The 14,175-nt window shown below is 59.4% G+C and carries 16 protein-coding genes and 1 pseudogene; 5 read left to right on the top strand and 12 right to left on the bottom strand.

Annotation, left to right across the window (positions count from 1 at the left end; translation table 11 throughout):
- The first annotated feature begins 2 nt into the window (after positions 1–2).
- Both EXR36_00275 and EXR36_00280 read left to right on the top strand, forming a co-directional pair.
- Positions 3–956 (top strand): glycosyltransferase family 2 protein, encoded by a 954-nt coding sequence (locus EXR36_00275; GenBank protein ID MSQ58117.1) that lies wholly within the window; start codon positions 3–5, stop codon positions 954–956.
- Entirely contained in the window at positions 938–2,062 is a 1,125-nt protein-coding gene (locus EXR36_00280) for a glycosyltransferase family 9 protein (GenBank protein MSQ58118.1), read from the top strand. The genes EXR36_00275 and EXR36_00280 overlap by 19 nt, the downstream gene beginning before the upstream one ends.
- 10 nt (positions 2,063–2,072) lie before the next feature.
- Here the strand turns inward: EXR36_00280 and EXR36_00285 are convergent, their stop codons facing one another.
- From EXR36_00285 to EXR36_00325, 9 genes are all read right to left on the bottom strand, one after another.
- Entirely contained in the window at positions 2,073–2,453 is a 381-nt protein-coding gene (locus EXR36_00285; GenBank protein ID MSQ58119.1) for an HIRAN protein, read from the bottom strand.
- Positions 2,450–2,860, bottom strand: a complete 411-nt coding sequence (locus EXR36_00290; GenBank protein MSQ58120.1) for a CopD family protein — start codon at positions 2,858–2,860, stop codon at positions 2,450–2,452. Before EXR36_00290 ends, EXR36_00285 begins: the two co-directional genes overlap by 4 nt.
- Positions 2,848–3,456, bottom strand: a complete 609-nt coding sequence (locus EXR36_00295; protein ID MSQ58121.1) for an alpha/beta hydrolase — start codon at positions 3,454–3,456, stop codon at positions 2,848–2,850. Before EXR36_00295 ends, EXR36_00290 begins: the two co-directional genes overlap by 13 nt.
- A 4-nt stretch (positions 3,457–3,460) precedes the next feature.
- Entirely contained in the window at positions 3,461–3,787 is a 327-nt protein-coding gene (locus tag EXR36_00300; protein MSQ58122.1) for a (2Fe-2S) ferredoxin domain-containing protein, read from the bottom strand.
- A 65-nt stretch (positions 3,788–3,852) separates the two neighbouring features.
- Positions 3,853–4,569, bottom strand: a complete 717-nt coding sequence (locus EXR36_00305; GenBank protein MSQ58123.1) for a response regulator transcription factor — start codon at positions 4,567–4,569, stop codon at positions 3,853–3,855.
- Between the two features lie 33 nt (positions 4,570–4,602).
- Positions 4,603–4,968: an Hpt domain-containing protein gene (locus tag EXR36_00310; protein ID MSQ58124.1), complete on the bottom strand. Its 366-nt coding sequence runs from the start codon at positions 4,966–4,968 to the stop codon at positions 4,603–4,605.
- Between the two features lie 16 nt (positions 4,969–4,984).
- Entirely contained in the window at positions 4,985–5,416 is a 432-nt protein-coding gene (locus EXR36_00315) for a response regulator (protein MSQ58125.1), read from the bottom strand.
- Positions 5,417–5,619: 203 nt separating this feature from the next.
- Positions 5,620–6,066, bottom strand: a complete 447-nt coding sequence (locus EXR36_00320; protein ID MSQ58126.1) for a hypothetical protein — start codon at positions 6,064–6,066, stop codon at positions 5,620–5,622.
- Positions 6,063–7,175, bottom strand: coding sequence for a VanZ family protein (locus tag EXR36_00325; GenBank protein ID MSQ58127.1), 1,113 nt, complete (start codon positions 7,173–7,175; stop codon positions 6,063–6,065). The genes EXR36_00320 and EXR36_00325 overlap by 4 nt, the downstream gene beginning before the upstream one ends.
- Positions 7,176–7,225: 50 nt before the next feature.
- Between EXR36_00325 and EXR36_00330 the strand changes: the two genes are divergently transcribed.
- Entirely contained in the window at positions 7,226–8,176 is a 951-nt protein-coding gene (locus EXR36_00330) for an acetyltransferase (GenBank protein MSQ58128.1), read from the top strand.
- A 1-nt stretch (position 8,177) separates the two neighbouring features.
- Here EXR36_00330 and EXR36_00335 read toward each other — a convergent pair whose 3' ends face one another.
- The 3 genes from EXR36_00335 to EXR36_00345 form a co-directional block, all read right to left on the bottom strand.
- On the bottom strand, positions 8,178–9,242 hold the full coding sequence (locus tag EXR36_00335) for a spermidine/putrescine ABC transporter substrate-binding protein (GenBank protein ID MSQ58129.1): 1,065 nt from the start codon (positions 9,240–9,242) through the stop codon (positions 8,178–8,180).
- Between the two features lie 22 nt (positions 9,243–9,264).
- On the bottom strand, positions 9,265–10,467 hold the full coding sequence (locus EXR36_00340) for an ABC transporter permease (protein ID MSQ58130.1): 1,203 nt from the start codon (positions 10,465–10,467) through the stop codon (positions 9,265–9,267).
- Positions 10,468–10,950: 483 nt separating this feature from the next.
- On the bottom strand, positions 10,951–12,036 hold the full coding sequence (locus EXR36_00345; protein ID MSQ58131.1) for an ABC transporter ATP-binding protein: 1,086 nt from the start codon (positions 12,034–12,036) through the stop codon (positions 10,951–10,953).
- A gap of 133 nt (positions 12,037–12,169) precedes the next feature.
- On the opposite strand from EXR36_00345, the gene EXR36_00350 reads away from it, so the two are divergent.
- Positions 12,170–12,979 (top strand): UDP-2,3-diacylglucosamine diphosphatase, encoded by an 810-nt coding sequence (locus tag EXR36_00350; GenBank protein ID MSQ58132.1) that lies wholly within the window; start codon positions 12,170–12,172, stop codon positions 12,977–12,979.
- A pseudogene (locus tag EXR36_00355) lies at positions 12,976–13,940 on the top strand (glycosyltransferase family 1 protein). The gene EXR36_00350 and the pseudogene EXR36_00355 overlap by 4 nt, the downstream one beginning before the upstream one ends.
- Positions 13,941–14,175: the final 235 nt, after the last annotated feature.

The following is a 14,175-nucleotide window of genomic DNA, read 5'->3' on the forward strand; positions in this document are numbered from 1 at the left end:
CAATGGAATCCCCGTTTAGCGTTGTGGTGGTGAACTTCAACGGCGGCAGCATGCTTGTCGCGTGCGTGGAGTCCGTGCTTGGAGCGAAGATCGCCGCGCAACGGGTCGTGCTGGTCGATAACGGAAGTCAAGATGCCTCGGTTGGCCAGCTAACGGCTCGGTATCCGTACGTGCAAGTGATCCGCAATGACTGCAACGCAGGGTTCGCGCGCGCGGCCAATCAGGGGTTGGCCCTGGTGCAAACGCCCTTCGCGATCCTGCTCAACAACGACGCCATGCTTACGGGCGCCGCGATCACGGCTCTGGAAGCGGCGTTCGGTGAGGATCCTCTTCTTGCCATCGCTGGCGGTGCGCTCTTCTATCCTGATGGCCGGCCCCAGCGTTCGGAGGCCGCCTTGCCGCGCTGGGCCATGGAGATACTGCCAAGGCCATTGCGCTCAAGTTCCGCGAGTGGCGTAACTTTCGGAATGAAAGACAGCACCTGGTGCCGCTATGCCGAGAGCACCATCGGAGCGATGTTCGCGCTAAGGCTTTCCGCCTTTCACGACCTGGGCGGATTCGACGAAGACTATTTTTTTTTCCTAGAAGAAACGGATTTATGCAAGCGCGCCTGGAGCAAAGGTTTCCATATCGCCATGGTGGACGCCGCGCAAATTGTCCATCGCCAGGGGGCCACGGCTAAACGGTACGCGGCGGCGCGCATCGAATACCAACGCTCGAAATTGATCTACTTTCGCAAGCACGCAGGGCTCGCTGCCTACTATTCCTTGTGTGTTCTTTTCCCGCTCAAGGCGCTCATAAGAAGCGTTGGGGCGGCGGCCGCGTGCGCGGCAAGCTTGGCGCTTTCTTCCAACGCCAGGCTAAAACTCAAGCATGAGTTGCGTGTCCTGCTTTGGTACGCTCTGGGCCGGCCCGAGAGCTGGGGTTTGCCGGGAAAATGCGCGCGCAACCGGTGACGAGTCCGAACATTCCAGTGACGGGCCAAATCTCCTCTGCCCTGCTCGTGGTGCCGCAGCGCATCGGGGACGTTCTTCTTGCCACGCCCATCATCGCTTCGCTCAAACGTTCCTCGCCCGGCATCCTGACCGATGTGCTGGTGTTCTCGGGCACCGAGGGAATCCTCGCGGGTAATGCGGACGTGCGCAATATCATCGTTGTGTCGCAAAGAGAGAGCCTTGCCCAAAAGCTCGCCATGTTTCGCAAGCTGTGGCGTAGGTACGACCTTGCGATCACCGTCTTGTGCGGAGACCGCCCGCTCCTCTACACCTGGGCCGCGGGCCGCTACCGTGTGGGGCCGGTGCAATCTGGCGTATCTGCCCACGCTTGGAAGCGCTTCATGCTTTCCCGGCACGTCGTCTTCGATGACCGCCAGACGCACACCGTGCGCATGGGTTTGCGGATTGCGCAACTGGCGGGGATAGTGCCCGTCGCCCAAGTGCAAGCGTGCTGGGGCGACGAACAAGAGCGCACGGCGCTTCGTCTTTGTGATGAAGTACTGAACAACCGTCCCTTCGCGGTGTTGCATCCAACGCCCAAGTTTCTCTACAAAAGGTGGCACGCCGCGGGCTGGCGCGAACTTGCGGATTGGTTATTGGGGAAAGGCATGCAGGTGGTTCTCACCGGCGGAAACGAAGAACAAGAGCGCCGCCACGCGCGCGAAATCTTCGAGGAGATGCCCGCTGGAGTGCACGATCTCATCGGGCGGTACAGCCTGGGCGAGATCGCGGCGTTGCTCTCTCGCGCCCGGGTGTACATCGGTCCGGATACCGTGACCACCCATTTGGCCGCCGCTTTGGGTATCCCCACGGTGGCTTTGTTTGGGCCGTCCAATCCGGTGAAGTGGGGGCCATGGCCCAAGGATCACGACGCCGCGCGCAACCCTTACACGGTGAAGGGCACGCAGCGCGCCGGCAATGTGGTTCTCGTGCAAGGCGAAGGCTCCTGCGTACCGTGTTCTCTGGAGGGCTGTGACCGCCATACAGAGAGCTACAGCCAGTGCTTGCAAACTATGCCAGCTAAAAAGGTTCGTGTCGCTGTCGAAACCCTGATTGGCCAGCTGTAATGGGCGTGCTCTACAGCGGCGCGTAGATTTCGATCTCCAGCCTGCGCCGGTGGTTGCGGTACTTTCCAAGGGAAGCGATGCGCGCTTCGAGGCGGTTGCCGCGATCCAATTGGCGGGCCACGAAACCATTCTCCGTTTTGGGCAGATAGCCGAGAGTCTTGTCTTTCCAATCCACTCGCACGGCGTTGCTGTCGTGAGGATTACCGGCTTCGCGCACCAAGCTTAGCGGGTCGCCCGCTTTCAGGTCATCCCAAACCGCCTTCGCATCGTGATGCCTCAGTCCCGCGGTGAGTACGCTTTGCAACAAGATGCGGGCGTTGGCCTTGTCTTGCGCGTTGGCCGGAGTGGCGAGAACGCACAACAACAAAACGAGCGTTCGAATCGTTCTCATGGCTTCAACACGACAAGAAAGACGATGGCTACAAGGATGAGCACGGGAAGTTCATTGAACCAGCGGTAGTACAAATGCGTGTGCCGGTTGCGGTCACGCTTGAAGTCCGCAACCAGCTTGCCACAATAGAGATGATAGGCAACCAGCACGCCCACCAAAGCGAGCTTGGCATACAGCCAACGGCCTTCGAAACCGTAACCCAGCCAGAGCCACGCGCCAAATACCAAGGTCAATACCGCGCCGGGCGTCATGATGCCGAAGTAGAGCTTTCTTTCCATCACCTTGAAGCGCTCGATGCTTACGGAATCCTCGCTCATGGCGTGATAGACGAACAAGCGCGGCAAATAAAAAAGTCCCGCGAACCAGGTCACCATGAAGATGATGTGCAGGGACTTTAGCCAGAGCATGGGAAGGCGCTCGCCACGACCCTTTGCAGTTCTGCCAGGGCCCCGTGGAAAAAGTGCCCGACTCCTGGGAACACCACCACGGGTAGTTGCTGGGGCCGGGCCCATTCGAACACGTCCTTGAGTGGCACCACATCGTCCAACTCGCCATGTATGACCAAGGTGCCGGCGGGAACATGACTAACCTCGAAGCGGCCCACGGCAGGCCCCACGAGTACCAACCATTTCGGATCCAGTTCGGCGGCGATCTTCGATTGCACGAAGGCTCCGAAGGAGAAGCCCGCGAGAACCAGGGGCAGATTTCCATACCTGGCGCGGGCGTAATCGAGGGTGGCGCGCAAATCTAGCGCTTCGCCACCGCCCTCGTCGTATACCCCTTCACTCGCGCCTACTCCGCGGAAGTTCGGCCGCAGTGCCACACACCCGCGCGCCACCATGGCCTTCGCAAGCGTTTGCACGACTTTATTATCTAGAGTGCCGCCGTGGAGCGGGTGCGGGTGCGCCACCAGCGCGATCGCGCGCCGGTGCTCCCCTGGGTCGTTTATGGCGGCTTCCAGCTTGCCCGCGGGCCCGTCAATGAGAACGCGTTCGGCGTTCACGAGCCTATATGCGCAGCCGCCCTACGACACGCCCGTGAACGAGATGCTCATCGACAATCTCGTCGATGTCGCCGCGATCGACGTAGGTGTACCAGATCTCCTCGGGATAGACTACGATGACCGGGCCTTCCTCGCAGCGGTCCAGGCAGCCGGCTTGATTCACCCGTACCTTGCCCTTGCCGCTCAATCCCAGGGCTTTCACCCGCGATTTGGCGTAGTCGCGAATTTCCTGGGCGCCATGATTGTTGCAGCATGCGCGCGCCGGGTCGTCGCGCTGGTTGCAACAGAAGAAGATATGCCGTTCGTAATAGGGTGGGGAGTCAAAAGACATCGGCCGCATCTGAATTGCAGATGCGGCCGATTATAGCCGTGGGACTCTTGGTGAAGTGCGGGGAGTTATTCGCCCTCGGGAATATTCAGCCGGGGCTTGGTCAGTTGTTCCAGGCGGTAACCGTAGCGATAGACGGCCGCTAGGCGCCAGCCCGTTTCGGGCGTGAGTCCTAACTTGTTGCGTACCCGGCTGACGTGGGTATCCAGGGTGCGCGAGGTGACGTTCGCATCCAGTCCCCACACCATCTCGCGGATGTGACCTCGCGACATGAGGCGGCCGATGTTGCGCAAGAACAGCGTCGCCAGCTCGAAATCCTTGGTGGTGAGTTCAAGGGGCTTGTCGTCCTTGCTGAGCGTGCGAGTCTGCATATCGACTTTGAAATTCTCCGCCTCGAAGCTGCTGTTCTCCGGCGTAACGGCGCGGGTGCGGCGGGCCACGGCTTCCACGCGCGCCAGAAATTCATGGCGCCGCACGGGCTTCACCATGTAGTCGTCCGCACCTTGTTTCAAGGTGCTCACGATATCTTCTTCCTGCTGGCGCGCCGTGACAAAAATCACGGGCGTGTGATGGCGAAGTTTCTGCCTTAGCCGGCGCAGCACGTCGACACCGGAGATGTCGGGGACGCCCCAATCGAGTATTAGCGCATCATAGGTTTCGTGCTCGAGCTCTCTTAACAACTCAGCACCTTTATCGAAGGCGTGGCAGCGGTGTCCCGCCATCTCCAGCCAACGAGCCAAGAGTTCAGATTGGTTGGGATCGTCCTCCAACAACGCAACCCGCATAGTCGATCTTCCGAGTGCTAGCATGACCTTTCCTTATCCCCTTCGTGCTTGAGTGCTGTCCGACGTTGTAATACCCGCCGCTTTCTTGGCGGCGGTATCGTGATGCTCGGGGGAAGAAGCCCTCAACTCCACGGAGGCGAGTTTCTCTTCCAATCTCGCGAGCAACTGCTCGATCAGGTCCCCATCCTTTTTCCCCGCGGCGGCCTCCAGGGCCGTACCGAGGTTCGACAGCCCATCCAATCCATAGGCCCCACCGGAGCCTTTAAGATCGTGTCCTGTCTTTCTAATGCGCTCAAAATCCTTCTTGCGTATCGCAATCCAAAGCCCTCGCACGGCGCGGGCTTGGCGGTCTAGAAATTTTTTCGCCAGGCCGAAAACATCGTGATCGACGACGCAAATTTCCTGGTGGCGGGCATTAGGCGAGAGTCACCGGTTTTGCCGCCGTGCTACCTGCGCACCCAGCCAGAAACTCAGCCATCCGGGCGCGCAGTTTCGCCGCGGGCAAAGGTTTCTTGAGCACGGCGTTACATCCTTTGGCCAGCGCACCTTCCGTTCTGGGCCCGTCTTCGTGGCCGGTAAAAGCCACGATGAGGCCCGTGAAGCCCCGGCCGCGCAATTGCACGACCGCATCCAATCCGTTCAATACGGGCATTTCCAAATCCATGAGTACTATTTGCGGGTCATGCATGAGCGCTAAATCCATCGCCTCCTGGCCATTGCAAGCGAGCAACACTTCCACCCCGAGTTTTCGGACTTGGTGGGCGACGAGTTCTCGCAGATCGGCGTTATCGTCGGCCACCAGCACTCGTGCGAGCGCTTGCCCGGAAGGATAGGATTGCCCGCGCATGAGTTAGTGGCCGGGGCGCAATCCACGCAGCGCGAAATAATAGCTCCCGTCTATCTCACCCGAAAAGCGCGAACACGTTTGCATACCAGCCTATTCCGTTGTTGTACCGACTTGCCGGTGATATCGGCGCATATGCCGGTATGCTGAATAGCAAACTGATAAACGCGTTAGATACGCGTGTTTAATCGCCTTAGTTTGACAATCTAGACCGCGGTGCCGCCGCGGCAGATGAGCAATGTCTGGCTCTTGTCGCGGGGGTTTCCGGTTTCTCGTGCCAAGGGAACGAGTTCTCGCTCGTGCGCATTGACGATGGCTTGCGCGGCAAACTCCGGGAGGGTGCTCGCCACGTGAGCGAGCGGGGCGTTGAAGACGACTCCGTAATCGTCGTGTTTGCCGTTGCGTCCCGGTGCGAAGTAGAACTGCGTGACAAGAATGCCGGAGAGAGCGCCCGAGGACGGCAGGTTAATCAGGATTGCGCCAGGATGCGCCAAGAAGGGCCGGTACAAGGCGGTATCGATCTGGCACGCGCGTACCCTCTCCAATACGGTTTCAAAACTCAGCGCGGTTGCTCCAACCGCGTGAGAGCATTGCAGCGCGAGCGCCATCAAGGAGCGCATTACGCCCGGTGGCTGGCGCCGCTTGGAAATCATGCGTGCCGCGCCTGAGGGAGTTTGAGTAGGCACCACATCGCCATCCAGGGCCACAACTGCGCCACCCACCACGTAGCCCCATTGATGCTCGATACATGTGCGTGGGCAATAGGCTGCACGATGACAGCCAGATAGGGGTTCACTGGCACCGCCCACGAGAGCGCGCAGGCGCCTAGAAGCGTGCTCAAACCCAACGCCTTCATGGACGCTCCCGCCGAATGCCAGAGGGCTAGCAGGATGACCCCCCCCAGCACTCCGGCCGCAAGACTTGGGGTCAGCCACAGCAAAGGCTGGGGAGTTCTGAGTAACGCATGCCCAGCCAAGGCCTTGAGCAGCGCCCCGCCCCCCAACAAAATCCCCGCCCCTCGTATCCATGATTTCCGCGATAACGTGAGAATTCCGAGGAAGGCGCCAACACCAGCTAAATTCAGAGCGGTTTGCAGCGTTTCCAAGAGGAGGTAGGTGCGCGCACTGTAGGGCAGCCGGTGCTCGTTGCCCAGAAGGCTTCCCAGATTGGCGGTGCCGAGGAAACCAAGCTCGGGATTGAGTTGCACGAAGAGCCAGACCAGCGCGAGAGTGATGGCAAAGTCCGCCATGACGCCCTGCGACACCCGCCGCATCCGGTACGCGCGTAGCCGCTCGCGTACCGCCCACACTTTGTCCAGGACGCAGCCGGTGGCAGCACCGAGAAAGGCGCCTGCCCCGTTGCTCGCCAGATCGAGATTGGAAGCTATGCGTGCGGGAAGGTAGCCTTGCAGGGATTCCAAGCAAAAACTCAATCCGAATCCGGCCAAGGTAGAAAGAATCAACGCCCTTGGCCTGGGGCGGCGGCGCAGAAAATGCAACGCCAATAGGAACCCCAAGGGCGCATAACCGGCGACGTTGAGCGGTATCTCCCAGGCATGGAGGTAGCGTGGCCAGCCGCTTGCAAGGTAAGCCCAGATCCCCTCGGCGGGCGCGCGCCACCCGGAAAAGGAGTAAAGGCTGGCGTTGAGAATGAGCAGCGTATAGGCGCCCGTGAGGAAGGGTAGGAGCTGGGATCTTGCCGGTGCGGCCAAGGCCACACCCGTATCTATAGGGGGAGTGCTCATGATCTCTCGTGGCATCATGCCACCTGTGTTCGCCGTATTCCAGCGGCTTATTCTCTTGGACCACACCCATGACCTATTTCGATATCTTCAACGGTGACGCGGACGGACTGTGCGCCTTGCACCAATTGCGCCTGGCCGACCCGCGGCCCTCCGTCAAGATCACCGGCGTCAAGCGCGACACGGTGCTGGTGGAGCGCGCCCCAGCCGCCGCCGGCGACCAACTCACGGTCCTCGATATTGGGCTGGATCAAAATCGCGCGGGGCTCAACAAAGCCTTGGAGGCCGGAGCCAGTTGCCGCTATTTCGATCATCATTTCGCCGGAGAAATCCCGGAGCATCCGGCCTTGCGCGTGCATATCCGAACGGACCCGGACGTGTGCACGAGCCTGTTGGTGGACGAATATCTGGAAGGGGAGTATCGCTTGTGGGCCATTACTGCCGCCTTCGGAGATGGCCTCACGCCGGTGGCGGAACAGCTATGCCGCGACTTCGGCTTGAACGATCCTGATCGCGAGGCACTGCGCGAACTGGGTGAGGCCCTGAATTACAACGCCTACGGGGAATCCCTGGAAGACTTGCATTTTCACCCTGCCGCGCTTTATGAGCGCGTGCAAACCTTTCTCGACCCCCGAGATTTCGCCCGCGATGACCCGGCCTTCGCGCAGCTTCGCGCCGGATACCGGAAGGATCTGCAATTCGCCTCCCGGCAATCCCCCATGCTTGCCACGGCCGCGCATTTTGCGCTGGCGCTGCCCAACGAGGCTTGGACGCGAAGAATCAATGGCGTACTGGCCAACCGGCTGGCGCAGGAACATCCGCGGCGCGCACACGCCATCCTTATTCCAAAGCAAGGCGGCTACTTGGTAAGCGTGCGCGCGCCCGCCGGCAACCCGAAAGGCGCGGATGCGTTTTGCAGAAAATTTCCCACGGGGGGCGGGCGTTCGGGAGCCGGCGGCATCAACTTGCTCCCGAGCGCGGAACTGAAGCGGTTTCTGGCGGAGTTCGAGGCGGCGTTCTAGCCTATTTCTTCGCCTTGATCTGCGTCCACAGGCGGTTTAGCGTCCGGCGCTGGGCAGAACTCATTTCGGTGAGCATTTCCAGTTTCTTGGCCGCCTCGGCATCGGGGAAAATCGCCTTCATTTCCTTGATGCCAGGCTTGATGAAGGGCTGAGCTTGTGTGTTGGGGTTACCAGCGCCCACCATGTTGGTGAGGTCGGCGGAATTCTGGCCTTCCAGAAGGAAGTTGATGAACTGATGCGCGAGATCCGGGCGCGGCGCGTTCTTGGTGACCACCATGGCATCCAGGGCGAGCACGGCGCCATCCTTGGGTAGGGCATGGCGGATATGGAATTTTTGCTTCGCCTGCTGCGCACCGAGATCGGCTTGGTAGATGTCCGTCGAGTATCCATGCACCAGCCAAGAGCGTCCGGCGGCGAGATCCTCGATATAGCCCGTGGCCTTGAAGGCCGACCAATAGGGCTTCGCCTTCAAAATTACCGCCTTGGCTTCCTCCCACTTCTTGGGATCGCGCTCATTCACCGAGTAGCCCAGGTAGCGTAGGGCCGCTGCCATCAACTCGTTCTGGCTGTCCAGTACCGTCACCTTTTTCTTGACCTTCTCCAGAATCTTCGGATCGAAGATCGCGGACCAGGAATCCACGGTAATGCCCAGCTCTTTCATCTTCTCTTCGTTGTACCCCAGCATCGTGATGCTGTAGGCATAGGGGACGGAGTACTTGTTGCCCGGGTCGAAGGACGTATTCAAATACGCAGGGGCGATGTTCTTCAAATTTGGAATCTTGCCTGCATCCAACGCCTGGATCTGCCCATTCTTGGCCATTCCTAGGATGTAGTTGGAGGTGGGCACCAAGATGTCGTAACCCGTGGCGCCGGCGGCAAGCTTCGCCACCAGTTCCTCGTTGTCGCTAAAGTAACTCTGCTTCACTTTGCATGCGCAAGCTTTCTCGAAGCGCGCCACCGTTTGCGGGTCGATGTATTGGTTCCAGTTGTAGAGGTGTAGCACGTCGTCCTTGGCGAGGGCGCAAGCGCTGGCGAGAGAAAGAGCAAGGACCAATAGCTGTTTCATTTGTCTCCTAGGACGGCTAAGGTTATTCGGCTTGCCGAAGCACGTTCGGCGAAAGCTTCGAGGCGGCAAGTATCAGCATCAGCGTCACCAGCATCAAGAGAGTCGACACTGCGTTGACTTCCGGCGTGACGGTAACCTTCACCATGGTGTAGATCTTAAGCGGAAGCGTCATGACGTCCGCCCCGGCGGTGAAGTAGGTGATGACGAAATCGTCGATGGACAAGGTAAATGCCATCAAGGCCCCGGCGATGACGCCCGGCATGATGAGCGGAAGGGTCACCAGCCGAAAGGCTTTCCACGGTGAGGCGCCCAGGTCACGGGCAGCTTCCACCAGGCCCTCGTCCATGCCCGCCAAGCGCGACCGCACCACGATGGCCACGAACCCCACGCAAAAAGCGATATGAGCGAGCGTGATGGAAACGAGGCCCAGGGTGAGATTGATGGTCACGAAAAAGATGAGCAGGCTCACGCCCATGAGAATCTCAGGGATGGCTATGGGCGCGACCACCAGGATGGGTAAGACCTTGGGTTTGAACTTGTACAGCGCGAACCCGGCCATGGTCCCAAGAAGAGTGGAGACCGCGCTCGCCACCAACCCTATCAGCAGCGAATTCCACGCCGCATGCAGCATCTCCTCGTCCTGGAACAAGACTTGGTACCACTTCCAGGTAAATCCCACCCATTGCGCGTTCATGGTGGAGTCGTTGAAGGAGTAGGCCACCACCACGGCCAGGGGTGCGTAGAGAAAAACGTAGGCGGCGATTCCCGCGGCCCACAATGCCTTTGAGCGTCTCACAGGCGCGATCTCCTGGCGAACCAGGCAGCAAGCCCGGCGGCGGCGATGGCGATGGCGGTGAGGATCATGGAGAGCACGCTCCCAAAGGGCCAATCGCGGGTATCCAGGAATTGTTGCTTGATGACGTTGCCGATCATGATTCCGCTGGTACCGCCCAGAATGTCCGGAATGGCGAATATGCCGAAGGCCGGGATGAAAACCAAGGCCGCGCCTGCATAGACGCCCGGCAAGGAAAGGGGAAAGGTCACGCGCCAGAAGCGTTGCCACGCGTTGGCGCCTAAGTCCTGGGCGGCGTCGAGCAAGCTGGGGTCGTGTTTCTCGAGATTGGCGTACAAGGGGAGCACCATGAAGGGTAGATGCACATAGACCAGCCCTATCACCACGGCCAGGGGCGTGTAGAGCAGCTCCATGGTTCCCAAGCCTGCCCATTGCGTCAGGGTGTTGAGCCCCAGCGTAAACGCCGATTGTGGCCCGAGAATGATCATCCAAGCGTAAACGCGGATGAGAAAATTACTCCAGAAGGGCAAGATCACCAGCAAGACGAGCAGATCGCGAATTTTCATGGGGCTGCGCGCGATCAGCAGCGCCAAGGGATAGGCGATGATCAAACAAGCCAAGGTTGTGACTACCGCGTAACCGAAGGACTTGAGAAACAGCTCCGCGTAGAGCGAATCGCTAAAAAAAAGCCGGTAACTCTCCAGCGTGACATCGAGATGCAGCCGTCCGTCCTCGCCCTTCAAGAGCAGCGGCGCCAAACCGCCAAACTCGCCTGGCTGCCGAAAAGAGGCCACCACCATGATGAGGGTGGGAATGGCAAAAAAAATCAGCAGGTAGAAGAGCGGTGGTCCGCCAACCAGCCATCTTTGAGTGCGCGAAATCTTCACGCGCCTAATGTCATCTGTCATCTGTCCTCTATTCGAGCAGGAAGCTTCCGGCGTCGGCGCGCCAGCTTACCTCCACCGCATCGCCGGGTTCGAAGAACTTGGCGCGTCCTGGGGCGGAGTTGGGCAGCATGGTCTCGACGCGCTGGCCATTCTCCATCTCCACGACATAAATGGTCACGTCGCCCAAGTAAAGAAAATCGAACACCTTGCCGCGGAAGTGATTGAGCGCCCCATCGCCAGGCACGGAGTGACCGATGGAAATTTTTTCCGGGCGCAGTGCCAGCACGCCCTTTGAACCCACCACCGCCCCTTCGGATTGTTGCGTGCGCACCGCGCCCAGGCCAGAGATGTTCAGTGCCACTTGGTCCCCATGTGTCCCCGTCACCTCGGCATCGAGCAGGTTGCATGTGCCGATGAAATCGGCCACGAAACGATTCCTTGGGCTGCCATAGATTTTCGAGGGTTCATCCAGTTGCTCGATGCGGCCGTGATTCATTACCGCGATGCGATGGGCTAACGCCAGGGCTTCCTGCTGGTCGTGAGTGACGTAGATGAACGTGACCCCGACCTCCTTCTGCAAAGTGATCAACTCAAGCTGCATTTGCTCCTTGAGCTTGGCGTCCAATGCCGCAAGCGGTTCGTCGAGCAAAAGAATCTTGGGCCGGTTGACCAGGGCTCGCGCCACCGCCACCCGCTGGCGCTGGCCGCCCGACAACTCGTTGGGATAGCGCTTGCTCATGCCCGTGAGCCGGACATCCTCCAGGGCCTCATCCACCCGCGCGCGAATTTGCGCGAGCGCCACCTTCGCCATGCGCAGTGGAAAGGCGATATTGTCGAACACGCTCATATGGGGAAACAGCGCGTAGCTCTGAAATACGGTGTGCACGTTGCGGTGTTCTGGCGCCATGCCGGTAATTTCCCGGCCATCTATCCATAACTCGCCGCTGCCGGGCTGGTCGAACCCCGCGATCATGCGTAGAAGCGTCGTCTTGCCACACCCCGACGGTCCTAGCAAACAGAAGAATTCTCCCGCCTCGATGGAGAGCGAGACTTTATCCACGGCGGTAAAGCTTCCGAAGCGCCTCGTGACGTTCTTTATTTCTAGTAGTGCCATCCCTGACCTGAAGTAGCGTGCGGGCGGATTCTAGCAAGGGAAGGCTACAGTCACCCGCGTGAAATAAAACCGCCATGAAGATGTCACGCCAGCATGTTTTCATCGGCATCATGCCAAAGTTCAAACCCGCTCACTGAAGCCCGCGCCGGGCTCGCACCAGCGTTACCGGACAATCTGGATTTCCGATATTCATCTCGGCACGCCAGGTTGCCAGGCGGAATATTTACTGGATTTCCTGCGCCACAACGAATCCGACTATCTCTACTTGGTCGGAGATATTGTCGATGGCTGGCAGATCAAGCGCTCCTGGTATTGGACGCAAGCGCATAACGACGTGGTGCAGAAGATCCTTCGCAAGGCGCGCAAAGGCACCCAGGTCACCTATATCGCGGGCAATCACGACGAGGGACTACGCCACGTCTTGGGCTATTCCTTCGGGGAGATACAGATCGCGGACGAAGCCATTCACGCAATGGCGGACGGGCGCAAGCTATTGGTGATCCATGGCGACCTATACGACGGGGTGATTCAACAAGCCAAGTGGCTGGCTGTCGTGGGCGACAACCTCTACAACTTCATCCTAAAGCTGAACCGTTGGTTCAACCATGCGCGGGCGCGCTTGGGGTTGGATTACTGGTCGTTATCGCAGTATCTGAAGCACAAGGCGAAGAACGCGGTGAATTTCATCTCGGACTTCGAGACCGCCGTGGCGCGGGAAGCCAAAGCTCGCGGCGTGCACGGCGTGGTGTGCGGGCATATTCACAAGCCGGTCATCCGCACCATAGAGGGCGTTCTGTATTGCAACGATGGAGATTGGGTGGAGAGCCTTTACGCCTTGGTGGAGACGTACCAGGGCGAGTTGAAATTGATTCATTGGCAAAAGCTGTTGGGTAGCCCAGAGCATTCCGCGCACTTACTCGTTGAAGAGGAGCTTTCCTTATGAAAGTAATGGTCGTTACCGATGCTTGATCCCCGCAAGTCAATGGCGTGGTGACGACGCTGGGGAAGATTCGAAACGGATTGGAGGCACGCGGGCACGAGACGGATTTCTTGACGCCCGCGGAGCTCACCTCCATGCCTTGCCCCACCTATCCCGAGATCCGGATGAGCATACTCCCCTATGGCCGGGTGGCAAGGCGCATCGAACAGTCACAACCTCGTGCCATTCACATCGCGACGGAAGGCCCGTTGGGCATCGCGGCACGCGGATACTGCGTGCGCAACCGCATCGCCTTTACCACGGCCTATCACACGCGGTTTCCTGAGTACGTGCATGCGCGCACCCGGCTCCCCGTGAACGTGAGTTACCGCTGGTTGCGCCACTTTCATGGCCCCTCTCGCGCCGTCATGGTACCCACGCCCGCGATTCGCGACGACCTGGCCCGTAGGGGATTCGATAACACGGTGCTGTGGACGCGCGGCGTGGATACCAAAACCTTTTGCCCAGGTGACCGAACCTTGCTCAAAACAGACCGGCCGGTGTTCCTCTACGTGGGACGGGTGGCCGTGGAGAAAAACATCGAAGCGTTTCTCAAACTCGATTTGCCGGGGTCAAAATGGGTGGTGGGCGAGGGGCCGCAACGCGCGAAAATCGAGAAAACCTATCCTGATGTTCATTTCGCGGGCATCAAATCCCCTGTGGAGCTGGCCGCGTATTACCGCGCGGCCGACGTGTTTGTCCTTCCCAGCCTCACCGACACCTTCGGCTTGGTCATCCTCGAGGCGCTGGCTTGCGGCACGCCCGTGGCCGCCTTTCCGGTGGCAGGCCCCATCGATGTGATCGGCTCGGCGCCCGTGGGAGTACTCGACAGCGATCTGCGGGGGTGGCATGCATGGCCGCGCTCCGTATATCGCGCGATGCGGCACGCCGCTACGCGGAAAGTTTCGCTTGGGGGCACCTCTAATAATCACTTTTCTACGACGGATCTCTTACCGCGTTAGCGAAATGAGTTTCATTCTCGGCCAGGTGACCTTCAGCCGGGTTATTTCTCGCCTTTCAAGGCGTTTTGCGAGCCTCTTCACTGGCTTTGTATCAAACTTACCCAACTGCACACGGATTGACCACTTGCGGGGCTAATGCGCTTTTTGCGGCACGCTTGATCAACTGCATCAGGCGCACCATGTTGTAGACCAGGTTCA

Source organism: Betaproteobacteria bacterium (assembly GCA_009693245.1).
Taxonomy (GTDB): Bacteria; Pseudomonadota; Gammaproteobacteria; order Burkholderiales; family SHXO01; genus SHXO01.